The organism is Paenibacillus sp. 7516, assembly GCF_002272715.1.
In the GTDB taxonomy this organism is placed as follows: domain Bacteria; phylum Bacillota; class Bacilli; order Paenibacillales; family Paenibacillaceae; genus Paenibacillus; species Paenibacillus illinoisensis_A.
In genome coordinates this window covers 363,953-390,581 of sequence record NZ_NPBI01000024.1, presented here as the reverse complement: position 1 = coordinate 390,581, position 26,629 = coordinate 363,953, and the positions used below count along the sequence as shown (strand labels likewise).

Annotated in this window: 25 protein-coding genes; 12 read left to right on the top strand and 13 right to left on the bottom strand. The window is 48.3% G+C overall.

Annotation, left to right across the window (positions count from 1 at the left end; all coding sequences use genetic code 11):
• Positions 1-233: 233 nt before the first annotated feature.
• The 8 genes from CHI14_RS21360 to CHI14_RS21325 form a co-directional block, all read right to left on the bottom strand.
• Positions 234-569, bottom strand: a complete 336-nt coding sequence (locus CHI14_RS21360; RefSeq protein ID WP_095291051.1) for a hypothetical protein — start codon at positions 567-569, stop codon at positions 234-236.
• Positions 570-623: 54 nt separating this feature from the next.
• On the bottom strand, positions 624-1,325 hold the full coding sequence (locus CHI14_RS21355; protein ID WP_095291049.1) for a pirin family protein: 702 nt from the start codon (positions 1,323-1,325) through the stop codon (positions 624-626).
• 211 nt (positions 1,326-1,536) lie between these two features.
• The gene (locus CHI14_RS21350; protein ID WP_095291047.1) at positions 1,537-1,947 is read right to left on the bottom strand and encodes a DoxX family protein; all 411 of its coding nucleotides are present in this window, start codon (positions 1,945-1,947) and stop codon (positions 1,537-1,539) included.
• 39 nt (positions 1,948-1,986) lie between these two features.
• Complete coding sequence (locus tag CHI14_RS21345; protein WP_095291046.1) at positions 1,987-2,847, bottom strand: M56 family metallopeptidase; 861 nt, start codon at positions 2,845-2,847, stop codon at positions 1,987-1,989.
• A gap of 1 nt (position 2,848) precedes the next feature.
• Positions 2,849-3,265: a BlaI/MecI/CopY family transcriptional regulator gene (locus CHI14_RS21340; RefSeq protein WP_095291044.1), complete on the bottom strand. Its 417-nt coding sequence runs from the start codon at positions 3,263-3,265 to the stop codon at positions 2,849-2,851.
• Between the two features lie 258 nt (positions 3,266-3,523).
• Complete coding sequence (locus tag CHI14_RS21335; RefSeq protein WP_095291043.1) at positions 3,524-4,984, bottom strand: catalase; 1,461 nt, start codon at positions 4,982-4,984, stop codon at positions 3,524-3,526.
• 234 nt (positions 4,985-5,218) lie between these two features.
• Positions 5,219-6,025 carry a winged helix-turn-helix domain-containing protein gene (locus CHI14_RS21330; protein WP_095291041.1) on the bottom strand — a complete coding sequence of 269 codons (807 nt, stop codon included), beginning with the start codon at positions 6,023-6,025 and terminating at the stop codon, positions 5,219-5,221.
• Positions 6,001-6,396 carry a Fur family transcriptional regulator gene (locus CHI14_RS21325; protein ID WP_095291039.1) on the bottom strand — a complete coding sequence of 132 codons (396 nt, stop codon included), beginning with the start codon at positions 6,394-6,396 and terminating at the stop codon, positions 6,001-6,003. Before CHI14_RS21325 ends, CHI14_RS21330 begins: the two co-directional genes overlap by 25 nt.
• A gap of 307 nt (positions 6,397-6,703) precedes the next feature.
• On the opposite strand from CHI14_RS21325, the gene CHI14_RS21320 reads away from it, so the two are divergent.
• On the top strand, positions 6,704-7,795 hold the full coding sequence (locus CHI14_RS21320) for a GGDEF domain-containing protein (RefSeq protein ID WP_249281195.1): 1,092 nt from the start codon (positions 6,704-6,706) through the stop codon (positions 7,793-7,795).
• Between the two features lie 107 nt (positions 7,796-7,902).
• Here CHI14_RS21320 and CHI14_RS21315 read toward each other — a convergent pair whose 3' ends face one another.
• Entirely contained in the window at positions 7,903-8,841 is a 939-nt protein-coding gene (locus tag CHI14_RS21315; RefSeq protein WP_095291036.1) for an aldo/keto reductase family protein, read from the bottom strand.
• A gap of 181 nt (positions 8,842-9,022) precedes the next feature.
• Positions 9,023-10,666 (bottom strand): GAF domain-containing sensor histidine kinase, encoded by a 1,644-nt coding sequence (locus tag CHI14_RS21310; RefSeq protein WP_095291035.1) that lies wholly within the window; start codon positions 10,664-10,666, stop codon positions 9,023-9,025.
• Between the two features lie 382 nt (positions 10,667-11,048).
• Between CHI14_RS21310 and CHI14_RS21305 the strand changes: the two genes are divergently transcribed.
• The 3 genes from CHI14_RS21305 (at position 11,049) to CHI14_RS21295 (ending at position 14,537) form a co-directional block, all read left to right on the top strand.
• The gene (locus tag CHI14_RS21305; protein WP_095291033.1) at positions 11,049-13,010 is read left to right on the top strand and encodes an anaerobic ribonucleoside triphosphate reductase; all 1,962 of its coding nucleotides are present in this window, start codon (positions 11,049-11,051) and stop codon (positions 13,008-13,010) included.
• The gene (gene nrdG, locus CHI14_RS21300) at positions 13,007-13,516 is read left to right on the top strand and encodes an anaerobic ribonucleoside-triphosphate reductase activating protein (protein WP_095291032.1); all 510 of its coding nucleotides are present in this window, start codon (positions 13,007-13,009) and stop codon (positions 13,514-13,516) included. Before CHI14_RS21305 ends, nrdG begins: the two co-directional genes overlap by 4 nt.
• 181 nt (positions 13,517-13,697) lie before the next feature.
• Positions 13,698-14,537 carry a methyl-accepting chemotaxis protein gene (locus tag CHI14_RS21295; RefSeq protein ID WP_095291030.1) on the top strand — a complete coding sequence of 280 codons (840 nt, stop codon included), beginning with the start codon at positions 13,698-13,700 and terminating at the stop codon, positions 14,535-14,537.
• A gap of 98 nt (positions 14,538-14,635) precedes the next feature.
• Here the strand turns inward: CHI14_RS21295 and CHI14_RS21290 are convergent, their stop codons facing one another.
• Complete coding sequence (locus CHI14_RS21290) at positions 14,636-17,455, bottom strand: glycoside hydrolase family 3 C-terminal domain-containing protein (protein ID WP_095291028.1); 2,820 nt, start codon at positions 17,453-17,455, stop codon at positions 14,636-14,638.
• Between the two features lie 386 nt (positions 17,456-17,841).
• Between CHI14_RS21290 and CHI14_RS21285 the strand changes: the two genes are divergently transcribed.
• The 5 genes from CHI14_RS21285 (at position 17,842) to CHI14_RS21265 (ending at position 22,257) form a co-directional block, all read left to right on the top strand.
• Positions 17,842-19,386: an FAD-dependent oxidoreductase gene (locus CHI14_RS21285; RefSeq protein ID WP_095291026.1), complete on the top strand. Its 1,545-nt coding sequence runs from the start codon at positions 17,842-17,844 to the stop codon at positions 19,384-19,386.
• A gap of 261 nt (positions 19,387-19,647) precedes the next feature.
• Positions 19,648-19,977, top strand: a complete 330-nt coding sequence (locus tag CHI14_RS21280) for a PadR family transcriptional regulator (protein ID WP_095291024.1) — start codon at positions 19,648-19,650, stop codon at positions 19,975-19,977.
• Positions 19,970-20,563 carry a DUF1700 domain-containing protein gene (locus tag CHI14_RS21275; protein ID WP_095291022.1) on the top strand — a complete coding sequence of 198 codons (594 nt, stop codon included), beginning with the start codon at positions 19,970-19,972 and terminating at the stop codon, positions 20,561-20,563. The genes CHI14_RS21280 and CHI14_RS21275 overlap by 8 nt, the downstream gene beginning before the upstream one ends.
• Positions 20,560-21,459 carry a DUF4097 family beta strand repeat-containing protein gene (locus CHI14_RS21270; protein ID WP_095291021.1) on the top strand — a complete coding sequence of 300 codons (900 nt, stop codon included), beginning with the start codon at positions 20,560-20,562 and terminating at the stop codon, positions 21,457-21,459. The genes CHI14_RS21275 and CHI14_RS21270 overlap by 4 nt, the downstream gene beginning before the upstream one ends.
• A gap of 78 nt (positions 21,460-21,537) precedes the next feature.
• Complete coding sequence (locus CHI14_RS21265) at positions 21,538-22,257, top strand: 3-ketoacyl-ACP reductase (protein WP_095291019.1); 720 nt, start codon at positions 21,538-21,540, stop codon at positions 22,255-22,257.
• A 78-nt stretch (positions 22,258-22,335) separates the two neighbouring features.
• Here CHI14_RS21265 and CHI14_RS21260 read toward each other — a convergent pair whose 3' ends face one another.
• Entirely contained in the window at positions 22,336-22,884 is a 549-nt protein-coding gene (locus tag CHI14_RS21260) for a helix-turn-helix domain-containing protein (RefSeq protein WP_095291018.1), read from the bottom strand.
• A gap of 239 nt (positions 22,885-23,123) precedes the next feature.
• Between CHI14_RS21260 and CHI14_RS21255 the strand changes: the two genes are divergently transcribed.
• From CHI14_RS21255 to CHI14_RS21245, 3 genes are all read left to right on the top strand, one after another.
• Positions 23,124-23,798 (top strand): alpha/beta hydrolase, encoded by a 675-nt coding sequence (locus CHI14_RS21255; RefSeq protein ID WP_095291016.1) that lies wholly within the window; start codon positions 23,124-23,126, stop codon positions 23,796-23,798.
• Complete coding sequence (locus CHI14_RS21250) at positions 23,798-24,568, top strand: DODA-type extradiol aromatic ring-opening family dioxygenase (RefSeq protein WP_095291014.1); 771 nt, start codon at positions 23,798-23,800, stop codon at positions 24,566-24,568. Before CHI14_RS21255 ends, CHI14_RS21250 begins: the two co-directional genes overlap by 1 nt.
• A 275-nt stretch (positions 24,569-24,843) precedes the next feature.
• Positions 24,844-25,845 carry a cation diffusion facilitator family transporter gene (locus tag CHI14_RS21245; protein ID WP_170948212.1) on the top strand — a complete coding sequence of 334 codons (1,002 nt, stop codon included), beginning with the start codon at positions 24,844-24,846 and terminating at the stop codon, positions 25,843-25,845.
• Between the two features lie 154 nt (positions 25,846-25,999).
• On the opposite strand, the gene CHI14_RS21240 is transcribed toward CHI14_RS21245, so the two are convergent.
• Entirely contained in the window at positions 26,000-26,587 is a 588-nt protein-coding gene (locus CHI14_RS21240) for an NAD(P)H-dependent oxidoreductase (protein ID WP_095291013.1), read from the bottom strand.
• Between the last annotated feature and the right edge of the window lie 42 nt (positions 26,588-26,629).

The following is a 26,629-nucleotide window of genomic DNA, read 5'->3' as shown; positions in this document are numbered from 1 at the left end:
CCCCTCACCGATAGCCTTAAGACAACGTAATGACTCTATTCTTCAGCTTATGATATTGATATTCATTATCAATTGATATGAATTATATCTATATTAATTTCCAGATGTCAACCTTGTTTGGCTTCGCAATTTTTGGGATTTCCTGAAACAACCTGAAAGACACCACACGCCATACTGAAATAGACAAAAAGAAATAGGCCTTCCGGTATGGAAGACCCATCTAAGTATGATCATTAATCAGCGAAGTAATCTTCAGGCACATATCGAATCTCGGAATTCGCAAAAATTGTAAGGGTACCACGATCCTTATCGTATGCAACCCGGTCTCCTTGGACATAGTACCAGTGCTTCACGAGGGGCTGATCCTTGCGCTGTACGAATCGAAAGACGTTGAGCTCCTGCCTGAGATCAATGATCTGTTCCACGGTTGGATCATCCAAACCTGTAACGGTGAATACGAAGCCTTCGCCCTCTTTTTGGAACCGATAGGACAGGGAATCTGTTTTGCTATTCGCGAGACCTCGCCCGGTTACCCCATGTTTAACCATAAACCATTCCTGCTGTGCCATAGACGTATATCCTCCCTTATTGCTCGTGTCTATTAATGCTGCGTTCCACTCAAGTTAAGGCAAATCAATGAGCATGAAGAACGCATCCTCACCTGCCTGCAATTCCGTGACCTGAGTCTGTTCTACCCTTGCTGTATCACCTGCCGTCAAATCGTGCTCACCATTCAGTCCGAGCTTACCCTCAATTACAAAGATATACTGACGTCTTCCCTCGTCCTGCTTATATGTTAATGCCTCACCGTTAGTCAAACGGCTTAAATATATGGTCATATCCTGATGAATGGATGCAACCCGCGGTCCGCCTTCAGGAGATACTACAGGCAGGAGCGCTCCCGTTAGTGCAGCAGGATCGAATGATGTTGTCTCATATGAAGGCTGCAGCCCCCTCGTCGTAGGCATAAACCAGAGCTGAAGCAAACGTACCTCTTCCGTATCGGACGCATTGTGCTCGGTGTGAATCATGCCGCTGCCCGCCGACATTCGCTGGATCCCCCCAAACGAGGTTACAGCTACATTGCCAAGATTGTCTTCATGGCGAAGCTTGCCATTCAGCACGATGGACACGATCTCCATGTCACTATGCGGATGTGCACCAAAACCACGTCCAGGTGCAATCACATCATCATTTGCTACCCTCATCGGTCCAAAAGCTGTGTTCTCCGGGTCCTGATATTCTCCAAAGGAAAAGCTGTGACTGCCGCGCAGCCAGCCCCGGTCGAAGTTGGCACGGGCTTCGGATGGAATGACATTAATCATAAAGCACATCCTCCTTAATGTTCTTATTTTTTCTTAGTAGCATACTTATTCTCATTGTACCAAAAGTTTAGGCTTGGCGTCCAAAACGAAAAACCTTCTCCTGCCAGAGCAGTTCACAAGTATAATTACCCGCAAACCAATCCAGCAGGAAAAGGCTTCGTTGCAGGCCTAGCCTGCTTTTAATGAAATACATGCTTACAAACGGTGAGTCTTATGAACTTGCATTCCGAACCTTACCTTGTCTGGCTATATACTGATCCACCGCCAGGAAGCGGCTGCCGGTGAATAGCAAGGTCAGGGAACCTGCCAGCGTCAGGTAATCAAATTCAGTACCGCCAATAAATGGCTGACCTACTTTGGCCGTAAACAGAACCCCTGCCATCAAGACAATAAACAATGCAGCAAACACACGTGTTCCCAGTCCCAGAATCATCGCGGCCCCGCCGGCCAGCTCAATAATGGCTACAACGGATGCGAGGAACCCAGGGATACCCATGCTCTCAAAAAAACCTACCGCACCACTGATTCCACCTTCAAACTTGCTCCACCCATGCAATACAAAGATGAGACCGATCATGATTCTTAAGAAGAACAAGCCAATCTCTACACTCCTACTATTCATGTACATCTTCCTCCTTGACATTAAAGTGTCACATTCAAATTATCCGATCGACCAAACAAACAAAACAGACATCAACAGAAACACTGTCGCCGACATTAATATGGCGAACCACGGGAGAGCCAGCTCAACATCTTGTTCTGGATCGAGCAAACGAGAGATGCGCACATTAACCGACGTGTCGGCAAACGAGGATTGCACAGCCATTTCCCGTACCCGCCATGGTTCAGGACAAGCGCGGATCAGTTTGAGCAAGGCACTGCCAATTCCCGCTGCATTTCCGGTACGTTCAATTGCTTCGTTATCGGCTAAAATTTCGCGGACGATATGATATTGTTTTGAAGTATGCTTCAAAACAGGAATATACGGCATCATCATGGCAAACACAGACAGCAGCATTGTCTTCAGCGGATCACGGTGCCACAGATGATGGACTTCATGATAGACAACAGCTTCTTCTTCTTCAGCATCGAGCATATCCAGCAACCCCGTCGAGAGAACAATATATGGTCTCCATAAACCAATCGTAAAAGCAATCGGCGACTGCTTGTCCACGACGATAAATCCCGGTTGTTTGAGATAACGATACTTGGCCTCAAGGGCTCTCGACATCGCTTGGTTCTCGATTGCAAGGAGCTTGTGTACGGCTGTTTGCGTCTTCATCATTCGATGCATGAACAGCCAGCCTGTTCCTCCAAAAGTTAGCACGACAAGCAGCATCAAAAAGTGGCCAACCGATAACCAGCCCATACGGCTCATCCAATGATTGCACAGCCAGAGCAGATTAAAGGGAATATCCCAGCCAAACAGTTTGTACATGGCGTACATAAACATTTGAATGAACACAAGTAGCGGAATGCCAAACCCGACAGTAAACAACAGTTTCGAGCGGGCCTTCCACATATCAGTCGCTATCCTTTTTCCATTGTTTGATCTTCTGCTCCAGACGTTCAATTAACCCCGCATCGGCTTCATCCAGTGCATCCAGCATGTGGCTCACTGCAAGTGCACCGAATTCGTCAACCAGTTCATGCGACAGCTCCTTCGATTGGTCGTTCATAAACTCCTCCTTGCTCTGTACCGGGTGATACAGTGACGTCCGGCCCTTCTGTGTTTTGCGAAGCAGCCCCTTGTCCACGAGTCGGTTCATAACGGTCATGACGGTATTGAAATTAACATCTTTATCTTGTTCAAGTGCTGTTTGCACCTCACGGATGCTGCTGCCTGGACGCGCCCATAAGATATCCATAATCTTCGCTTCCAGCGGGCCAAAAAAACGATTCAGCCCACGCTCACCCACTTTAAAATTGTGTATTTTCATATTCAGACACCCCTCACACTACCCATTGTAGTGACAACAAACAAGAAGTCAACCTCTATGTCAGTTATTTATTGTAAATGATTTGTAAATTTGTTTTCCATTTCAGAATATCATTGGGAGGGTATATGAGAAGCCAGCTCGGCTGCAAAGACAGCAAAAAGACTGGACAGTCCTGCATTTCTTGCAGTCATGCCCAGCCTCATCGGTATTATTTTTATTTCCTACACGCTATGAAAATATATTAATAATGTCTCTTATTTACGGTCTGCCGGGTGGCATGTATGCCGAGATATCTACACCAAGCCCACGAGCCAGTCGGCCACCGAACTGTCCATCCGCCTGGAAGAAGTGGCATAACGCACGCATCTGCGTCTGAGCCGGAACTCCCTTCAAGTCATTAATCAGATTATCTAGCAGATTATTTTGCTCCTCTGCGGTAAAGGAACGGAACAATTCCCCTGCTTGCGTGTAATCATCGGTTTTCTCAATTTTCTCCCGTGTAACATGACCGTGCAGCGGCACCTGAGTATCCCGGTATGCAGGGTCTTCCTGTGGACTGCTGGAGGAGCTGTTCGGCTCATAGTTCACAGGCGAGGGATCCTGATTCACATTCATGAGTCCATCGCGCTGATGGTTGCGAACCGGTGCATACGGGCAGTTCACCGGAATCTGCAGATAGTTTGGTCCAAGCCGGTGACGCTGGGTATCCGGATAGGAGAACAGGCGTCCTTGCAGCAGTTTATCCTCAGATGGCTCAATCCCAGGCACCAATGCACTTGGCGAGAAAGCCGCCTGTTCGACTTCAGCGAAGAAGTTTTGCGGATTGCGATTCAGGGTCATGGTTCCTACCGTTTGAAACGGAATGATATCTTCCGGCCAGGTTTTGGTCGGATCAAGCGGATCAAATGAGAAATCATCCATCTGCTCCGGCTTCAGAAGCTGTACCTGCAGCTTCCACTGCGGATACTGGCCGTTTTTGATATGGTCATACAGATCCCGGGTAGCGTGGTTGAAGTCCTGTCCTTGCACTTCAGACGCTTCTTGACGAGAGAAGCCGCGCACACCCTGCGCAGATTCCCACTTATACTTCACATAGTGGATCTCGCCCTGCGCGTTGATCCATTTGAACGCGTGCACACCGAATCCATCCATCTCACGGTAATTCGCCGGCGTTCCCAGATCGGAGAACAACCACGTCATCATATGCGTCGATTCTGGCGAGAGCGTCATGAAATCCCAGTACCGTGCAGGATCTTGAATATTCGTATCTGGCGCAGGCTTCAGGGAATGCACCATATCCGGGAATTTCATCGCGTCACGGATGAAGAATACAGGCAGGTGGTTGCCGACAATATCATAGTTGCCTTCCCGCGTGTATAGCTTGACTGCAAACCCGCGCGGATCACGGGCAGTCTCTGGCGAACCCGTCCCGTGAATTACCGTGGAGAAACGGACCAGTACAGGCGTTTCCGTTCCAGGCTCCTGCAGGAAATCTGCTTTGGTGAACTCTTTCATGCTGTTCTCCAGGGTAAATACCCCATGAGCACCCGCACCTCTGGCATGCACTACCCGCTCCGGAATACGTTCACGGTCAAAATGGGCAATCTTCTCGATCAAATGATAATCTTCAAGTAGAGTGGGTCCTCTTCTGCCTGCTGTGCGGGAATTCTGGTTATCACCCACGGGTGCTCCCTGGTTAGTTGTCATACGTTCTGTCATTACTGCATCCTCCTCATGATGGGCTCATGCCTGCGTATCTATTATTTAAATCATATTCGTCATTACTTTAAATATACATTTAGACTTGATCTAACTGTTAAAATGATTCTAACATGTCCCATAGAGCGTCTGCATGAGCTTCACATGAGGTTATGATGAGTATCCTGATCGTTTCATGAATGAAGGATGAATATCTGCTTATGTCATAAATAACTGGAAATAAAAAAAAGCGGACTAATCCGCCAGGCGGTAGCCCACTCCTCTTACTGTAACAATATATTGCGGGGAAGCTGCGTTATCTCCAAGCTTTTTGCGCAAGCTTTTGATATGAACATCCACTACATTGCTTCCACCCGTAAAATCAGTCTCCCAAATATCGCTGAGCATCTCCTCCCGGGAAATGACAGCTCCTTTGGCATCAATCAGCTTCAGCAGCAGATCGTATTCGGTCTTCGTCAGGTGAATCCGCTCATTGTCCCGCTGAACACTCATCCGTTCACGGTCCAGCCACAAGTCTTTGAAGCTGATCCGTTGTCCTTCCTCGGGCAAGAAGCCGCGCTTGGGCGTAACCGGACTATTGCCAATCATGCGCTGCACCCGGTACAGTGCTTCCTGCGGACGTGCCGGCCATACCAGCAGCTCTTCCTGAAGCATGGGTCCGCTTGCGCTCCCTATCATATTCTCGCCCACCAGATACAGGCAAGGCGCCATATGCTCTGCCTCCCGGTTCAAACGGCTGCTGATGCCAGCGAACGCATCAATCGTTCCAGCCACAGACAGATCATAGATCAACAGATCAAATACCAGCCGTTCATGAAGATCCGGTTCCCAGCGATGAAACACCAATACATCGAAGCAGCTGTCCGTCAATGCTTTGACCAGTTCATGAACCTGGCCTGGCATCGGACTGATCAGAATGACACGCCGTGTAACAGGACAAGCTTCCACAAAGGGAGCCGGATCAGCAAGAGCTGGCTTAACCCGCAGCGGTAAACGGCGATCAGACATCCTGATTTTTACTTGATCCGTTTGTTTTTGCATTCCCCGCAGACACCTCCAAAGACCACATGAGCGTGATCAATTGCATAACCGGTTTCCTCGGCCACCTGCTGCATCCACGCCGAAGGCACCTCTGTCATAACCTCATCCACTTTGCCACAGACTTCACACATAATATGCTGGTGGTCATCCATGCGGGCGTCATATCGGCTGGCAGTCTCACCAAGCTTAAGCTCCCGGATCAATTCCTTGTCTGTTAAATAACGGAGCGAATTATATACGGTGCCATAGGCCAGATTATAGCCTTGTTCGACCAGTCGGTTCATCACGTCCGCAGCAGTCGGATGGTCTTCCGAGTGGCGTACTACATCATATACGGCCTGTCTTTGTATCGTCAGATTTAGAGTTCTCACGGCAATTCTCCTTTATTAATCCATTCCAAAATATATACAATGACACAGCAATCCATCGATCGCTATGATTCCCAGAAACGTTGAAACAAATTTTGATTTAGATTAAGTATAAATCTTAATGTATAATGAAGTCAATACGAGTTCATTACCAGAAAACTTATATTAATAACAACCCATTTCCAGCAATCGAATTGCACATTTGTTATAATTTGGTTCGCTACTGTGCTCTTTTTCAGATAAAATATAGTAATGTGCGTTAAAGGAGGGCTGTTCATTGTTAAGCACGTTCTTTATAAATATTTGTGTCATGATCACATTCATGTACATATCCGGAATTATTTCCAAATACTACAATATCCGTGTCCCGTTCCCCTCATTACGTGTGCAGATGATCGGCGGCCTCCTATTTGGTATCTATGGCACTGTGCTGATGAACTATTCCTTCCCTCTCAATGAAAATACCATTGTGGATCTGCGCCATCTTGCGATTGTTACAGCCGCAGTGTATCTGGGAGGTCTGGCATCGGTCATCTCTGGTCTTGTCATCTCCATCCTGCGCATTGCCATCTTTGGTCTGTCGTCTCCAGCGATTGATGCCGGTTTCGTCATGACACTGATCGGTTTATCCGGTGTATATTTTGCCTATGCTTCCTGGTCGAGATTAACCAAAATCATAACGATGAACCTGCTGGGCATTACACTGATTTTTGTGATTCTAATGTTAAATACCAGCAGCATGAATTCATTAATGAAAGTATATCCGTTACAAATGACGATTTCCTTTGTCGGTGGGATCTTTATTTATTTTATCGCCGAATTTATTAATAAATCGAATGAGATGTTATTCCTTCTGGAACGCAGAGCATCCACAGACCACCTCACCAATCTCAGCAATCGCCGTCAGTTTGAGAAATCCCTGGAACTGCAGCTGGAGCGTGCCCGGGAAAACAAACAGAAGCTTTCCCTGCTCGTCATTGACATCGACCGCTTCAAAAAAGTGAATGATACGTACGGTCACAGCGCTGGAGATGCTGTTTTGAAACAGCTGGGGCAATTACTAATCGAACATTCGCGATCAGCTGACATGGTCTCGCGTAACGGAGGCGAGGAATTTGCAATCCTGCTGCTGGACTGCGGCAATCATCAAGCCCTGGCCATTGCGGAATCTATCCGCCAGTCTGTTGAAAAGTATCTCTTCGCTCTGCCGGATGGCACAACCATTCGCCTGACCATTTCGATCGGGGTAGCCGTCTTCCCGGATCATTGCGATGAGCGGGATGACGCTGACTTCTTCGAGCAGGCAGACCGTGCATTATATGAAGCCAAAAATACCGGGAGAAATCGGGTCTGCGCCATTCCGAAGCGATCCAAGGTGCTTATCGGCAATCGTTTGCTCTAGCTTAAAACTAAAAAAAGGATGTCCCGCAGTTAAGCCTCATCACGGCTGCGGGGCATCCTTTTTTACGATTTAGTTTGCATAATTACGCCTTGAAAGGCTGCTACCCACTAAGACAGGATCTGCTCGATCTCTTCAATAATGGCTGAATTCAGTTTCACACCTGAAGCAGCAGCATTCTCCTTCACCTGCTCTGGACGGCTTGCCCCTACAAGTGCACTGGATACATTGGTTTGACGCAAAATCCATGCAAGTGCCAGCTGCCCAACCTTCAGATCCAGCTTGTCCGCTACTTCAATCAGCTGACGCACTTTTCCGATTTTGTCTGCATTGATCTTGCCTTCATCCCAACCGAGCTTCGCCGCACGGGAGTTCTCCGGGAGATCTGAAGCCGAGGTGTACTTGCCGGTTAACAAGCCTTGGGCAAGTGGAGAATAGACAACTTGTCCGATACCCTTGCGCTCACCAAGTGGAATAATCTCCTTCTCAATGTAGCGGTCGAACATGTTATAGACCGGCTGATTGACCACGATATGATCGAGCAGAAGACGATCGGCGGTACCGAGCGCTGCCTCCATCTGAGCAGCTGTCCATTGGCTTACGCCTACGTACAGCACTTTTCCTTGACGAACGAGGTCATCCAGTGCTCGCAGCGTTTCTTCGATCGGTGTTTCCGTATGATAACGATGGCAATAGTAGATGTCCACATATTCCACGCCTAAGCGTTTCAAACTGGCATCACATTGCTCCTTAATATGTTTGCGGGATAAGCCCTGGTCATTCGGACCGTCGCCCATTTTGCCGAACACTTTGGTTGCAAGAACATAGGAGTCACGGGAATATGCCTTCAGAGTCTGCCCAAGCAGCTCTTCCGCCGCGCCGCGCTCGTATACGTTTGCTGTATCAAAAAAGTTGATGCCTTCATCGAATGCGGTTTCAATCGACTTCACCGCATTTTCACGCTCCACATATCCTCCGTACGTCAGCCAGCTGCCCAAGCTGATCTCGCTTACTTTCAGTCCGCTTCCACCCAATCTGCGGTATTCCATTGAATGCACATCCTCCTCTAGAATAATTAGTATGATTCTTACTTTTCTATTGTAACGTAACCAGCGTAGATGAGAAGGGATTTAACAAAAGAAAACGGATAATAAACCGATCGGATTTGAGGTGCGCTCTTTCCGTATAGAATAAAAAAGCGTACCTGATAAGGTACGCTGCTTATTTATATTATGCCCGGTGCAATGTCGCGCTCAGTGCGTTCAGCAAGTCCAACTGTCTAACCGGCTTGGTCAAGACAGCATTAACGTTCCCCGCCTCCTGAGGATCCATATGCATTCCGTAGGGGACAAGGATGATAATGGGCAGTTGTTTTGCCATTCCCTTTAATTCATGAATAAACTTCATGGCCTTGTCTGGGTCTAACCCCATGTCAATAACTGCAATTTCAGGCTCAAGTCCATCTTCCATCCAGTGTTTTGCCTGGCTCGTGTCTGATGTCATGTTCACATCCATCTGCCACCTGCGCATGAGGGAAGATACCCCCTGCAAAATATCAGGAGCTTTGACCAGCAGTACATTTTTACCTTTCAATCGCTCTTGAATGCCTGTAAGCTGCGGAAGTTCCCAGTGCTTCATCAGGGGCAGTCTGATCTGAAATTCCGTCTCCTCTTCACCCAGGCTGCTCACCTCAATACTGCCATGCATGAGAATGGCGAGATTTTGGCTGACGGCCAGACTGAGGTTGGTACCCACAAGCTTTTGAATGCTGACATTTCCGTCCAGTGAATTAATCGCCTGCAGTTTTTTGTCCGATGTCAGCATCCGACCTGTATATTTGATATGAAGCAGCAACGTACCCGCCTCATCCCCATTCTGGCTATCTACGACTGCTGTAACGAGCACGGAACCTGTACGCGTGGAATCAATGGCATATTTCAGCACATTAGCGAGCAGCTGACCGATCTTGACCTCATCTCCCACGAAAACTTGAGAGACATTCATTTCAAGGTTGAGTCCCAGTTCGATTCCTTTCTCCAACGCCAGCCCAGCATGCAAATACACGGTACTCTCAATAGTAGAAACCAGATCAAAGGGATCATCATGAACTACCGTTCTACCTGTTTCATTAATATTAAAGTTCATTATATTATTCAGCAAAGACAGGAGGATGTTGCCACTGGTCTCGATCATGTTCACATATTCCACATGCTCTTCAGGCATATCCGGTGTGCGCATCAGATCGGTTAAACCAAGAATGCCATTGAGCGGGTTGCGAATCTCATGACTCATTAGCGCAATCATCTGAGCCTTCGTCATCGCTTCCGATTCTGCACGTTCCTTCTCCACCTGCAGCTGTTGTTTCAGCTGCTCCGTATCGTTCAGCTTTTGTTTCTGTATGAGCAAATTACTCTCCAAGTCAACGACATATCCAAGAAATACTGCCATGGCGTTCAACGTCTTCATATCTGTCTCACGGATGACATAGTCCGGCTTGTCCATTAAACAAATCGTCCCAAAGGTTTCACCCGAACGCCGCATAATGGGTATGCCCACAAAAAAACGGTTACCGAGCGCCTTGGTTACATCCATTGAGCAAGTCAGCGGATGTGCTGCAGTATCCGTTATGGTCAGGTTTTCTTTTGTATTTCGCAGTACCAGACTGCAGTAGGAAGAATCAAATGGAAGTTCACTGCCACTGATAACCAGTTCCTCGTTTCGGTTAAAAGCTTCCAAAATGACATTGGTCGTCCCGTCATTGGTGGCAACAAAGATCGTATTGACCTCCAATACACCGCTTAACACGTCCACGATGTGGGACGCTGCTTCCTGTACACTTTCATAGAAGCCTCTTGTTATCCCTGCCGTTCCCATGATCCACCCCTCAAATCTTAGCTGTATTTCTACATCTCTATCTCAAAATGAATCCGTCCTGTATATGAGGGTCATATTTCTCAAGTTAACTGTCACAACATGTACATATATGTTTACCACCATAGAACCCCAAGAGAATCATGGTGCATGAAAACCACTCTTATCCCTAGCGCAGCATAAATAGGAATTATACTCTTCCCGGTTCACTTTGAAAACCTTTATCCACTCCCCCCGCTGCAGTTCCTGCCGGTAGAAGGTTACTGTGTGAGAATGATCACACCCAAAAATCCACATATAGTTTATAAATGGATAATGCAAATCTACATATAGTGTTTAGATGAAATAACCGATATTATAAATCAATATTTGGGAGGAATCTCACATGAACCTGCTTGAGTATGCCGCTCCACCGGCATCCGATCTATTATCCGACCTGGGAAGACGAATTATTGGCGCAGAAGACGCGGACACACTGAGGGAGAACGCTAACCTCAATGGTGATTCGTTCAGCGGCAAGATGAGCAGGCTCGGCTCGGAGACGGCCAAGTGGCATGCTCTTCGTCATGTGCTGCCGGAAGAGCTTGCTGCATCTGTGGAGAATGGAGATCTCTACGTTCATGATCTGGATCAGTATGCGCTTGGAACAACCAATTGCATCTTTATCCCGTTTGATCGACTGCTGGCCTCCGGCTTCAATACGGGTAACGGCTCCGTGCGTACCCCGCAGACCATCATGTCGGCAATGGCGCTCGTCGCCATCATATTTCAATCGCAGCAAAACAGTCAGTACGGCGGGGTATCGGCCAACAAAATCGACTGGGATCTGGCTCCTTATGTACAGCGCTCCTTCCGCAAACATTATCGCAAAGGACAGCGTTTGCTTGGAGAGCACACACAGATTGACGACGAGCATCTGCACCTGGACAGTCCAGTGGCACGGGAAGCATGCCCGCGTGCTTTTGCTTTTGCCTGTGAGGAAACAGAACTGGAGACCGGACAGGCTGCCGAATCCCTGATTCACAATCTGAATACCATGAGCAGCCGGGCAGGTGGACAGATCCCTTTTACTTCACTGAACTACGGACTATGCACCTCAGCCGAAGGCAGGCTTGTATCCCGTTCCCTGCTGGAGGCAACCATCCGCGGCCTTGGCGGCGGGGAGACCCCCGTGTTTCCACAGCATATCTTCCAGTGCAAACAGGGAATTAACCAGGCTCAAGGGGAACCCAACTACGACTTGTTCCGTCTAGCCGTGACTTGCTCTTCCCGGCGCATGTATCCGAACTTTGTCAACGTGGATGCATCATTCAACCTGCCTTATTATCGCCCTGAAGATCCGGATACCATCATCGCCACCATGGGATGCCGTACACGTACGCTGGCAGACCGCTTCGGACGCAATCGGCAGAGCGGCAAAGGCAACCTTTCGTTCAACACCATCAATCTGGTCAAACTCGGCATTCTCCATGGCATCTGTCAGGGTGCACGGGCCGTCGCCGACCGTACGGGGTTCTATAAAGCTCTTGAAAAGGTCATGGAACGCGCTGCTTCCGGACTGCTGCACCGCTATCGTATCCAAACGGCACAGCCTGCCAAGGCATCTGATTTCATGATGCGGGAAGGCGTGTGGGAAGGCGGTGAGCAGCTCGCACCAGATGAACCGGTAGCCGAACTGTTGAAGCATGGCACTTTGTCCATTGGTTTTATCGGGCTTGCCGAATGCATGACCGCACTGTATGGTCGGCACCATGGACAGGACCCCCATATCCACCGTGAGGCGTTGACCGTTATCCGCACCATGCGTGAATTCTGTGATCGCATGAGTGAACTGCATAACCTAAATGTTACGCTGTTTGCCACGCCTGCCGAAGGGTTATCCGGCAAGTTCACCAAGATTGACCGCGAGCGATTTGGCCTCATTGCTGGGGTCAATGACCGGGAATATTACACAAATTCATTTCACATTCCGGTCTATTACACCCTGCCAGCCTACCGCAAAATTGAACTGGAGGCTCCCTTCCATACGCTATGTAATGCCGGAGCCATATCCTATGTTGAATTGGATGGAAATGTACGGGCCAATACCAGTGCCTTCCAGCGTATTGTTCAATATGCACTCGCACAGGATATTGGATATTTCTCCATTAATCACCCGATTGACCGCTGTCCGGCATGCGGATATGAAGGTGTCATCGGTGATGTATGTCCTGGGTGTGAGGCACACGAGGACCACGTGCACTTCCAGCGATTGCGCCGGGTCACCGGTTATCTTACCGGCGACTACAAGGTACGCTTCAATTCCGCGAAACAGGCAGAAGTGCGGGATCGGGTGAAACACAAGTGAATCTGTACGGTTATATTCCCGAGTCTGTAAATGAAGGGCCTGGCCTGCGAGCTGTCATCTTTATCAGCGGGTGCCGTCATGCCTGCCCAGGATGCTTCAGTCCGGATTCATGGAGCTTCCGGGCAGGGGAACATTTCACCACAGAGCGGCAGCAGCAGATGTTGCACGAGGTAACTGCCCATCCCCTGCTGGATGGGGTTACATTATGCGGAGGTGATCCTTTTTTCTCAGCAGAGGAATGCATCCCTTGGGTTCGCCGTTTCCGCGATGAATGCCCTGACCGAACGGTGTGGGCCTACACGGGATTCACCTATGAAGAGCTTGTCGCTGATCCGATACGGGCTGAACTGGCCTGGCTGTGTGATGTCATTGTTGATGGCCCCTACGTGGCTGCCAAACGGGATGTATCCTTACCTTTTCGGGGCAGCCGCAATCAGCGCTTGGTGGATGTGCAGGCGACGTTAAGAAATAAACAAATTGTTACAGTAGACCTTGAGTCGTTATAGCATGATCCCAATCGATATTCTCATTGAAAATACGCAGAGTATGAATCGCGTGCATTTCAATGGGAATTTTTTGTTTTTCACTACGCACTTCTTTATTGCATGCCGATATAATATAGGTAGTTACTAAAATAAACTTTGGTACTTTTCTATATTAAACATTTTAGGAGGCATTTACCCAATTATGGATATTATTCAAGCACTCATTACATGCATGCCGTTTTTCCGTGATACCATACGCCAGGATGTAACCCTTTCCATTATCGATCGGGAGAAGTTCCTGTACTTTTCTGCAGGAGAGTCCTTAAAACAATTGGAATTCAAAGCGGGAGATCCTTTGCTTGAACCCAATCGTAATTTTGCCGATCTGAAAGGCACTACGGAGAAGCAGTTCGATCATTACCCCAAGGAATTATTCGGTGTTCCATTTGATGTATCGTACTTGCCGATCAAAAACGAACAGGGTGAGGTCATTGCCATTTTCAATCTGCTCTATAGCATGGATGATCAGGCTCAGTTACAACAGCTCATGGAAGCGACGGAGCATCTGACCAATCAGCTTATTGATAGCGTGCAGCATGTGGCTGCACATTCCGAGGAGCTGAGTGCCACGACCGAGGAAATTCGGAATAACTCCAAACAAGCTGTACAGAAATCAGGAAACGTAACTCAGGTTGCGAGCTTCATTCGGGAAATTTCAGAACAAACCAACCTGCTCGGTTTAAACGCAGCCATTGAGGCTGCCCGTGTAGGTGATGCAGGAGCAGGATTCGGCGTCGTTGCGAAGGAAATCCGCAAACTGTCGGTAGATACCAAGCAAGCCACCACCCAAATTGAAGAATCCCTCCTCGCTGTCCGGCAATCCATTCAAATGATGGAAAATGAGCTTGGAGAGATTACCGCCAGCTCGCAGGAACAGGCGGAACTCGTCAACAATTTCATGAGTACCATTGAACAGCTGAATGAAACCAGCCAGCAACTGAAACAATTCGTGAACAAACTGATTACGTTTGACGGCAGATAATTTACATATCGATGTTTAAGTCGAAAAGCCCCCGAATTTGATTCGGAGGCTTTTTCTATTCAATCATTCAATATGCTGTAAGCTCATTCTATTCGTTTTTAGCGAATCTCAAAATGGCTTATGCGTACACCCGCAGACAATACAAGATAGATGTCCCGCTCGCCTGCTGCACCTTGAAGATCGGCTTTCACCGTAGACCATTGCTGTGCACCACTTTGTGCGATGTCGACACGTCCTGCCAGTGTTCCGTCTGCTGCGTCCAGACGAACTTCAAGTGCTGCACCTGGTTGTTCTGACGATACACGTGCTTCAATGACTGCTGCATGATCACCCAGATCGGCGTCTTTGAAAGCAATCCATCCTTGTTCACCCGTCACGCGGACAGAAGTTCCACCTTCTTTGCTCTCATCCAGATCCACACCAAAGTAAGCATCATAGTTCTCAGCACGGGTCACCACGCTCAGATTGCGGGCAGGGATCGTCTCACCATCGACTGTCAGATCAGCAACAAGCTGAATATCGGATGACGATTTGCCAACCATGATGGAATACGTTCCTGCTTCAACTACATAACGATCACGGGTGACATCCCAGATGGCCAGTTCCTGTACTGGCAGGTCGAAACTTACTTTTACGGTTGCGCCAGCTTCAACATGGAGACGACGGAATCCCTTTAACGTTTTGAGTGGACGTTTCACCCGGGATTTGCCGGCGCGTACATACAACTGTACCACTTCATCACTGGCAATGGTTCCAGTGTTGGTTACGTCGACGCTTACTTTGACCGTTCCTTCTGTTCCCGCTTGGTCAGGATTCAACTCCAGGTTGCTGTATTTGAACGCAGTATACGTTAATCCATGTCCGAATGGATACAGTACATTACCTTCAAAATACTGATACGTACGTCCGGATTGGATGATGTCATAGTCCTTGATATCTGTTAACTGATCTGCGGATTGCACCCACGTCATGTTCAGACGGCCTGCTGGTGCGTAATCTCCGTAGAGCACGTCGGCCACAGCCGTACCCAGCTCCTGTCCTGCATGGGAAGTGTACAATACAGCCGGGATGTTCTCTTGAACCCAATTGGATGTGAACGGGTAACTGCCCACAATAACCACAATGGTATTCGGATTGGCCGCATATACAGCCTCAACCAGACGCTGCTGGGATTCAGCCAGATCCAGGCTTGGACGGTCAATCTCTTCCTTCCCGTTCACAAGCGGATTGTTCCCGACAAATACAATGGCCGTTTCTGCTTCTTTCGCTGCTGCTACAGCTTCATCCAGCCCGTTCACAACGATGTCCTTCTTAAACCTCTCGGTCGCGCCAAAAGACTTCAGCTCTTCTGACACGGCAAATGCGTCGTTTCCGCCATTTGGCGCGGTAACCGTTTTGCCATTCCATGTTGTCAGGCCCACACTACCGTCTTCCTGCGGAAGCAAGTGGAATACTTCCTTCACGAACCAGCCGTACACTTCATCTGCTGAAGCCGTTACCGTCTCTTCATCCGTGGTCAGATATTTGCCATTGCTTTCTGCCTGCAGAGTAAGACTGCCGAAGCCCCAATCCGTCAGCGTGAACGTCTCCGCTTCTCCCGATGCAATGAGAGGTGATTTCTCGCCTTCAGCCAGTCCGATTGCTTTTCCATTTGCTACCGAAGTCAAGGTAATCCGGTCATTTCCATCCTTGAACGCAACCTTATCACTGCCAACCTTACCGCTGATCGCTTCAAGCGGAGATACGCTGTAAGGCATGGTACCAGCATACCAGTCACGGTAAACAGTACCGCCCAGCTGACCAATGACAGCCACTTTGCCTGATTTGGTTTTATCCAGCGGCAGAGTGCCTTTATCGTTTTTGAGCAATACAACCTGTTCTCTTGCTGCTCTAAGCGACAGGGCCTTCGCCTTCTCTGTCATCATCGCTTCTTCGCCAATGGACGCATACGGATTGCCTTCAGCCGGATCGAACTCACCCAGACGGAAACGTACACGGAATGTATTGAACAATGCCTGGTCGATATCTTCCATTGTAAGTGTTCCTTGTTCAAGGCCTTCGCGCAGTGCTTGCTTGGACAGATCCGCATCATCGGTAATGCTGTCGATTCCCGCTTTTACGGACTCCACCGTGCCCGGTGTATGAGAATCATAGTACTTATGATCGTTCTTGATCCCCATCACATCACCTGCATCGCTGACAATGAAACCATCCATGCCCCACTCGCCTTTGACAATTTCGTTCACAAAAGGATGAAGCAGCGCCGGCGTGCCATTAATGGAGTTATACGCGGTCATCATCGACTGCGCTCCGCCTTCCTTGAACGGCTTCTCGAATGCTTTCAAATAATATTCACGCATATTGCGCGGATCAATGCTCGATGAGCCGCTTCCGCGATCCACTTCATTATTGTTGGCAAGGAAGTGCTTGAGCGTTGCAACAGCCTTGTAATATTTCGGATGATCTCCCTGGATCCCCTTAACCAGTGCTGTGGTAAGTTCGGCAGTCAGTTCCGGATCTTCGCCATAAGCCTCTTCATTGCGGCCCCAACGTGGGTCACGTTCCATATCTACTGTAGGTGCCCACAGAGTGAGACCATTCACAGCCGGATTGCGTTTGTAGAACACGCGCGCCTCGTCTCCGATGACAGAACCGATTTCTTTCATAAGCTCCGCATCCCATGTGCAAGCCAGTCCAACAGGCTGCGGGAAGGATGTAGCTTCCCCAAGCCATGCCAGGCCATGCGCGGCTTCTGTTCCGTGTTTATAAGCAGCAATACCCAGGCGCTCTACCGCTGGCTGGTATTGCAGCATGGATTCGATTTTTTCATCTTCCGTCAGACGGGATACCAGGTCTTTAACCCTTGCGTCCAGTTCGAGCGTTGTATCCTGAAATGGATATTTGGTTTGATTAGTCATGGGTTGAAATCTCCTTTGCACTTCAGATCGTTTATTGGCTAATGATAGCGAATACATAAAATGTAATGAACACTGTGCACTTCGATAAATCTTCGACTCGTTTTATATAGGTAAAAACATTGTTAAATCAGCATTTACACATTTATACACGTTATCTTATTACATTTACTAAAACGGTTTCGATAATCTTATCATAATGCATGTCTGGCAAAAAAAACAGGGGTCCTCTCCAGGAAAATGTGAACAATGATTTGTAAAGTCTCTGCGACCTCGTTTTATTCGGACATAGTGTGGCAATCATGGATAGGAGTACATCCCATTCGTGCTTGCCTGGGATACGAACCATGTAATTATGACCTGAAGAACGATCAAGGAGGACAACCGAAATGAGCGACAACCAACAGCCCCCTGCGGGCCTGCCCCTGGTTCCGGAATCACTCTGGAGGGCTACCCATGAATTTGATGCCTTTCCGAAGCTTACTGAAGATATCACTGCAGATGTAGCCATTATTGGTGCAGGGATTGCAGGCATCACAACAGCCTATTTGCTTGCCCAAACCGGGATGCGTGTTGTGGTGCTGGAAGCCGGGAAAGTACTGGATGGTACAACCGGACATACCACAGCCAAGGTTTCTGCGCAGCATGGGGTAATTTTCGATGAACTGCTCCACCACTTCGGACAGGAACAGGCACGTATGTATTATGAAGGCAATGCTAAGGCCGCCAACTGGATGCGCAATCTCGTGAAAGAGAGACAGATCGATTGCCAGTGGGCAGAGGAAGATGCCTATGTGTACATTCAATCCGAAGATAATCTGAAAAAGCTGGAGATCGAGCTCACCGCTTACGGCAAGCTGAACATTCCAGGTCAATGGGTCGATCCGCTTCCGATTCAAGTTCCATCGAGAGCAGGTATTAAGATGCCCGGTCAAGCTCGCTTTGACCCTCTCGCCTATTTACACTACTTGCTTGATTCTGCCGTTAAGCAGGGAGTGCAGATATATGAGCATACGACGGTCACCGACGTGGAAGAAGATGCTTCACTTCATGTACGGACTTATGATAGCGGACCATCCGTGACCGCAGAACATGTCGTTGTGGCTTCCCACTTCCCCGTGTATGACCCGGGTTTTTATTTCACAAGGTTACACGCGGAGCGGTCCTATGCTGTTGCAGTGGAGCCTCAAAAGCCTTACATCGGCGGCATGTATATTTCGGATGATGAACCCACCAGATCCCTGCGCAAGGTGCTCCATGAAGGAAAGGAACTCATCCTCTTCGGCGGGGAAAACCATAAAACCGGACAAGGAATCTGCACCTATGGTCATTATGAACGCCTCGAACGCTTTGCACAGGAAACGTACGGCATCCGCAGCATTCCGTTCCGCTGGTCCGCACAGGATCTGATATCCATTGATAAGGTGCCTTATATTGGACCGATTACCGGAAGGCATGAACGAGTCTATGTGGCTACCGGATTCGCCAAATGGGGCATGACGACTGGAACGATGGCCGGGCATATTCTGGCGGATCGTATTACGGGACGTGAAAATCCTCATGCGGCTGTATTCGATCCGGCCAGATTCAAGGCAGATCCCGGTGTGAAAAACTTCATTATCGAAAACGCGAATGTAGCGAAAGAGCTGATCTCCGGAAAAGTAGGCATCGTTCACAAGGACGTCAGCGAGATCGGCAATGACGAAGGTGCCGTTGTTCGTCATAACGGCAAACGGGCCGGTGCTTACAAGGACACCAGCGGTAAACTGTTTTTGGTCGATACAACCTGCACGCATCTGGGTTGCGAAGTGGAATGGAATGAAGGGGAACGCTCGTGGGATTGCCCTTGCCATGGTTCCCGCTTCGATTTTGCCGGCAAAGTCATTGAAGGACCGGCTGTCAAAGATCTTCAAGTGCTTGAAGCCACAGAATAAACAGGGTAGACTCGGTTTACAGACCCGGGTAGGATTCCGTCTTCGGACGGAGGCATCCTACCCGGGTTTTGCGTATGCTGTTCTTATGGGAAGTCAATCGAGGTTTTCACCAACATCGGGTGTTTGTTCTTGAGCACAACCATGACAAGGAACTATTTTAAAATCACTACCTTGCAATATACAGTACTGAATGCTATTATGATTTTATAACTACTGATCAATACACACTAGTATCTGATGAAGGATTAAGGAGGAACCTGTGTGAACGTGAATATCCAGTTCAAAAAGGGAGTACTGGAGCTATGCGTCCTGGTGCTGATTAACCGCCAGGATCGGTATGGCTACGAACTGGCTCAGGCGGTTTCCAAACATATTGAAGTTGCCGAGGGTGCACTGTACCCATTACTCCGCAGACTTGTTCAAGACGGGTACTGCACCACCTATTTACAGGAATCAAGCGAGGGACCGCCCCGCAAATATTACAAGCTGTCGGACACAGGTCGTGACTACATGCAGGCACTGACTACGGAATGGAATGAATTTGTGCGCAATGTCGCAAATCTGATTGAGGAAGGAACCGATCATGAATAGACAACAATTTATGCAGGCCATGGAAATCCATCTGCGGCCGATGGAGCCTCAGGAACGGGCGGAGCTGCTCGCAGACTATGATCAGCACTTCGAGCTCGGGCTTCAGGAAGGAAGAACCGAAGAGGAGATTGCCGGCGAGTTAGGCCGTCCGGAAGAGATTGCACGGGAAGCACTTGGTGACCGCTATGACGTGAACACGCCGGGTTCCGATCCCTTCTACGCTCCGACTTATGGTGAAATGCGGCCGCCGAAGAACAGCAACCGGGCAGCTCGCAACTTTTTTACAGGTATTGGCCTGATTTTTCTGAATTTGATTCTGGGCATTCCTCTTGGATTAACCCTCTGGTCGCTATGGCTCGCCATTGCCAGTATGTCCTTGCTGGTATTGGCCCCCGTTGGAGCTGCTGTGGACTTCCTGTTCCTCAGTCATTTTGATAAGGCAGAACTGTTCGTGGCTATCGGAGCATTTGGTGTTGGGATTCTGTTCTTCTTGGCCGCAATGCAAGTATTCAAGGGCTTCAAGGCCGTCACGCTACAATACATTAGATGGAATAGTAAAACGATGAAAGGAGACGTTTCCGCATGAGTACAAAAAAGTGGTTGGCTTTGGCTGTCATCTGTATCGGAATAGGTTTGCTCGGAACGTCCATATATGGAATTCAGTTCGGAGATGATCGGGAAGCTTACTCCAAACGGTGGGATTTTAAAAATGATGAGTTGCAAAATGTAATTATGGATGCCAATTTTAGCGCAGATATCGAATTCGTGGTCAGCCCGGATTCCAATGGTTATATTGAGGTAGACGGTAAATGGGATCCGGTTGTCATCCAGAGTTTCGAACAGGCCACTTTATCGGGTGGCACGTTCAAGCTAGTTCAGACAGAACGTCAGCAATTACAGTTTTTTACCCTGTATTGGAGTGATCGGGATTCCAAAATCACCGTGGCCCTGCCTGAAGGTCACCAATTAAATGAGGTTAAACTCGATTCATCCTCAAGCGACTGGACGTTGGCCGGTTTACATGCCAATCTGCTTGAGCTCAACAATACCTCGGGATCCATTCGTCTGGAAGATATATCGGCCCCGCGTATTGATCTGGATCTCTCTTCAGGGGACATCAAGGCTTCAACTATCGATGGCGACATGACTGTGAATCAAACCTCAGGAAGCTTCACTGCAGATCAGTTAGAAGGTAATGTGAACAGTGAAATAACATCAGGAGATGTAGAAATCACACAGTTAAATGGAGCAGCCAATATCCGCTTCACTTCTGGAAGTGTTCATATCGAACAGACCCATTCTGCAGCGGTAGATGTATCGGGACAATCAGGAGACGTCTTCATTCAAGCTGCACCCGATTTTGAAGGAGTCTACGACGCTCGTACCACTTCCGGAGATGTAAATGTACCGGAATCTCCGATGAACAGCAAGGAAGTCATCAAGGCCCGTACCACCTCTGGCAGCATCCGTATCACCAAGTAGTGATGAAGCAAATATCAGAACTGTGGGTAATATAGTATAATCAACTGCCATTCCAACTTATAAGGAGGAATTACCCACATGGAACTTAAAAATAAAACGGCTGTCATTACAGGAGCCGGTAAAGGTATTGGCCGCGCCATTGCCGAGGCACTTGCCAAGGAAGGTGTGCATCTCGGCTTGATTGCACGTACGGCTTCCGATCTGGAGGCCCTTCAGCAAACGTTAAGCGAGGCATATGGCATTAAAGTCACAAGTGCTGTAGCTGACATTTCCGATCGTACACAGGCCGAAGCAGCAGTAGCAGCAATAGAAATGGAACTTGGTGCGGTTGACATTCTCATCAATAATGCAGGTATTGCCAGCTTCGGCACCTTGCTCGACATGGAGCCTGAGGAATGGGAGCGTATCCTGCATGTTAACGTTATGGGTACATATTATGTGACTCGTGCCGTCCTGCCGAGCATGATTAAGGAAAGCAGCGGCAGTATTATCAACATTGCTTCTACAGCAGGTGAACGTGGATTTGCTACAGGTTCAGCATACTGTGCATCCAAGTTCGCGCTGCTAGGGATGACCGAATCCCTGATGCAGGAAGTTCGCAAATCCAACATTCGTGTAACGGCATTAACCCCAAGTACAGTCAATACAGAGCTTGCTACCAATGCCGGATTGAAAATCGGAGACGAGGATCGCATGATGCAAGCGGAAGATGTAGCCGAGCTTGCCCTGGCCACACTTAAGCTCTCTGATCGTGTATTTGTCAAAGCTGCTGGAATCTGGACAACCAATCCGCAGTAAACAGCAGAAATGAATCTGGCCGCCCGGAAACCTCCTGGCGGTCTTTTTTCATTTTGCCTAAGAGGTGCTGCCGCGCCCCTATTTGTCCCACAAACGGTCCAGATCCAGCTCTTTGGACACTGCGATTAACACGACTGCTGTCTCATCTCCAATATTCGTTACCTCATGAGGAACGATGGCATTCCAGCTAAACGAATCCCCAACTTCCAATATCTCAACGTCCTCACACTGTGCTGCACGAATCCTGCCCTGGAGGACCAGGTGACTCTCTTCCCCTGCATGCTTGTTAATCCCTGTGGAAACACCCGGTGGCAGCTCTACAATCGACATGCGCATGGCCCCTTTTGCCGTCAGATGCTGTACCTTGATCGAACCGCTCCCCGCAGTCGTTTCCTCCCGCTCATCCTTGCGCACCACATTCATCCGCTGCTCTGGCGTAAGCAGCAGGTAAGGCAGGGGAACCTCCAGATAATCCGCGATACTTTCAAGTGTAGCAATGGAAGGGGATGTTTTGTTATTTTCGACGTTGCTTATGAAGCCTTTTGACAACCCCGTCCCCTCGCACATTTGCATGATTGTAATCTGTTTCTGCTTCCGAATCGTACGAATGGCCAAACCGATATCCATAATACTTTTCCCTACCCTTCTCTTGCTAAATCCTCAGTCTGTCGCACGGGGAGACTCATAATAAATGACAACGTAATTTTAGTATTAATTTAGAGATTTCTAATACGTAACATATTTTCATAATACAAAAAAAATATTGACCCTACAATGGATCCATGATAAATTTTGTTCATCAATAAGAATATTTATTTCATATTAGTGAACTATTATCATATAACTTTCTTCGGGCGGTGATTCCAATGAATACCTCATTTACTTATGAAGTTCGATTGCCTTCGGGCTACAATACAGATCAGCAATATCCCGTTATTTTTGCCCTCCATGGTATGGGTTCGGACGAGCAGGATATGCTTCGTCTAATGGAACCTCTGCAATCCGATTTTATTATCGTAGCTGTTCGGGGACCCCTTGTTCAGGGGAGCGGTTATGCCTATTTTCAAATTAAAAGCATTGGTAATCCTATTCGTGAGCTGTTTGACGCTTCGGTTCAAGGCTTGCAGCAGCTGATCGGAGATTTGTCCTCTGAATATGCCATTGACCCGGCTCGACGTTATATTGCGGGATTCAGTCAGGGTGCCATTATGGCGATGACGCTCTCCTTGATCATGGGTGATGCTATCAAAGGAATCGTAGCCATGAGCGGATACATTCCGCAATTTGTAAAAGACGAATACCCAATAGAGCCTGGAACATCGTTATCCGTATTTATCTCCCATGGAGACCAGGATCACATGTTTCCCCTGCAATTGGGTGAAGACAATGCGAATTATTTCCGTAAACATGCTCGCAGTGTAACTTACGTTCCTTATTCTGGTGGACATCACGTCACCGCAGAGCTTTACGATCAATTCCAATTATGGCTTCGCAGCGATGCTGAACTGACTGCTGACCATACGAAAGGACTGAATGCATAATGATGCCATCCTTCTTTATCGCCCATGGTGCGCCTTCACTTGCACTGGAGGAGAATGTTTATACCGAATTCCTGCAAAAACTCGGACAGGATCTGCCCAAACCGCGAGCCATCGTCTTATTCTCCGCCCATTGGGAGTCCGCAACTCAACTTGTATCCTCTACGGCTCAATATGAGACAATCTATGACTTTGGCGGTTTCCAACCGGAACTGTATCAGATCAAATATCCGGCTCATGGGCACGCAGAGACAACAGCAGATGTTCTTCGTCTGCTTGAAGAAGCTGGCATTCCCACTGAGGCTGATTCCGAGCGCGGGCTCGATCACGGTGCCTGGGTTGTTCTTCGCTTGCTCTACCCGGATGCAGATATCCCGGTCATTGCACTTTCCGTGAATCGCTACTTGACGAATGAGCAGCAGTATCAGATCGGTCAAGCACTTGCTGCACTTCGCGAACAGGATATCCTTGTGATTGGCAGCGGCGGTACAGTCCACAATTTGCGCCAGCTGAACTGGGAAAGTAACGGCGTGGACTCCTGGGCCATGGAGTTTGACCAATGGCTGGAGGACAAGCTTGTCCAGTGGGATACGGAAGCCCTCTTCGCTTATGACAAGGTAGCACCATCCGCTCGTGCTGCAGTCCCTACACCAGAGCATTTTGTTCCCCTGCTGCTGGCTATGGGAGCTGGCGATCAGACCAAGAAGGCATCCCTGTTATTCAAAGCATATCAATACGGCAATCTAAGCTTGTCCTGTTGGAAGTTTGAATAAGAAAGTTTAAGCAGCAATATTCATCGCTGAACGCAAGGAATTCAACAATCGGCACTCCCTAGGAGTGCTTTTTTTCATGCCTTTTGTTTGAATCAAATATCTATGATTCTTCCTTATTCAAGACCCTAAAATTTGTCCATATTATAATATGGCCTTTTTTGCATAATGCTGGGATATGTAAAGCGGGTTATAATAACATTTAGTGGAAATGCACAAGATGTAACTAAGAATCTTAAATTTTACACCTATCAAATCTTCTGGGAGGAACAATCAACGTGGCTGATCAAGCAAAGTCAGAGAGCTTTATGTCTCTCGTCAAAAAGGGGAATACGTCCTCGGCTGTAGCTATGGCAGGTAATGCCGTACTTGCATTGTGCAAAGGAGGAGCCTTTCTATTCAGTGGCAGTGGGGCCATGTTTGCCTCAGCCATGCACTCGCTCGCCGATGCCATCAATCAGGGGTTCGTCTTTGTCGGAAGTGTGTTATCCGAGAAAAAACCGACACGCCGCTTCCCGACCGGTTTTGGACGGGTCATCAACATCTTCTGTATGATTGCCGTCATCGTGGTTACGATTATGGCTTACGAAACGATCCATGAAGGCATTCATCTGCTGCAGCACCCTGCGGGTCATTCAGGCGGACTCTGGATCAACATCGGCGTGCTCATCTTGAACATTGTGATTGACGGCGCTATTTTGATTAAAGCGATGAAGGAAATTCTCGTGGAAGCACGTGCGCCCAAGGCGTCCGGTTTCTCCCTTGTTCCGGCAGCGATCAAAAACGTAGGACGCGCTGCACCGCCGACACGCCTTGTGTTCTACGAAGATGTGGTAGCTGTACTCGGAGCAACACTTGCCCTCGTCTCTGTCGTTGTTATTGCATTGACCAATTTCGCATTGCTGGATGGCATTGTGACTACCCTGATTGGCTGTCTGATGATTGCCGTAGCCTTCCGCGTCGGATATGACAATATGATTGGACTGATTGGTGTAGCTGCACCACAGGATATCGAGGACAAGGTGTCCCAAACGATCTTGGCAGACTCCCATGTGGCCGATATCCAGATGATGCGTATAATCCAGGAAGGCCGTTATTATCATGTTGAAGGACTGATTGAGCTGACCAAAGGCCTGTCCCTGGCCGAAGCCGATGATATCAAGTTCCGTATTCAGGAGAAATTGATGACCAATCCGGATATTGCCGATGCAGCCATTTCCATTATCGAAGATGATGGGGTGAACAGCTGGGGCAAGAAACATTCGGATGTTGTAAAATAACGCCTTTTTATTGTATATCCAAACTGAGCAAGCCCACTCTTCGGAGTGGGCTTGCTGCATGTTCAACGAATAATCTTCAACCATTGTCTTTGGATACAGGACATCAATTGGAATAGTAGAATTAGTCCCTATCGCCGGAGCTGGTACCTTACCATCATCTCTTTCCCTGTTTGGCCCCCATTTCCTCGATTTTCCCCAGCCATTTCATCCGGAATGCTTCGGTAGATCCCTTGATCGGGCTAATATCCGTAACCCGTACCGGTGATACACCGGAGAATTTCAATATATTTGAACTCATGATCCGGTGCCCGGCTTGCCTGTAGATCAAACGGTAATACCAGCGGGGTGTATCCATCGTCACGATGAGCTGAGCGGACTTTCCCTTTAATAATTTGTCCCACAGGAGCGAGCCTTCCCGGTAGCTCATGGCAAACCCCGGCAGGAATACCCGATCGAAAAACCCTTTCAGAATAGCCGGCATCGTCCCCCACCAGAGCGGATACACAAACACCAAATGATCGGCTTGACGGATCAATTCCTGGGCTTTGACCAGATCCTCCTCAAGTTCTGTCCGCTTACGATAACCGTATTTAAGGTTCGGATTAAACTGCATTTGGTTCAAATCAAGCAAATTCACATCACTGCCGGATTTTCGGGCACCTTGAATATAAGCATCAGATAAGGCTCTACAATAGCTCTCGGGATCCGGATGGCCATTAATCACCAGAATATTGGATTTCATACTTGGGTTCCTCCTGTATAATAAATGAAAGCCGAAGAAGCT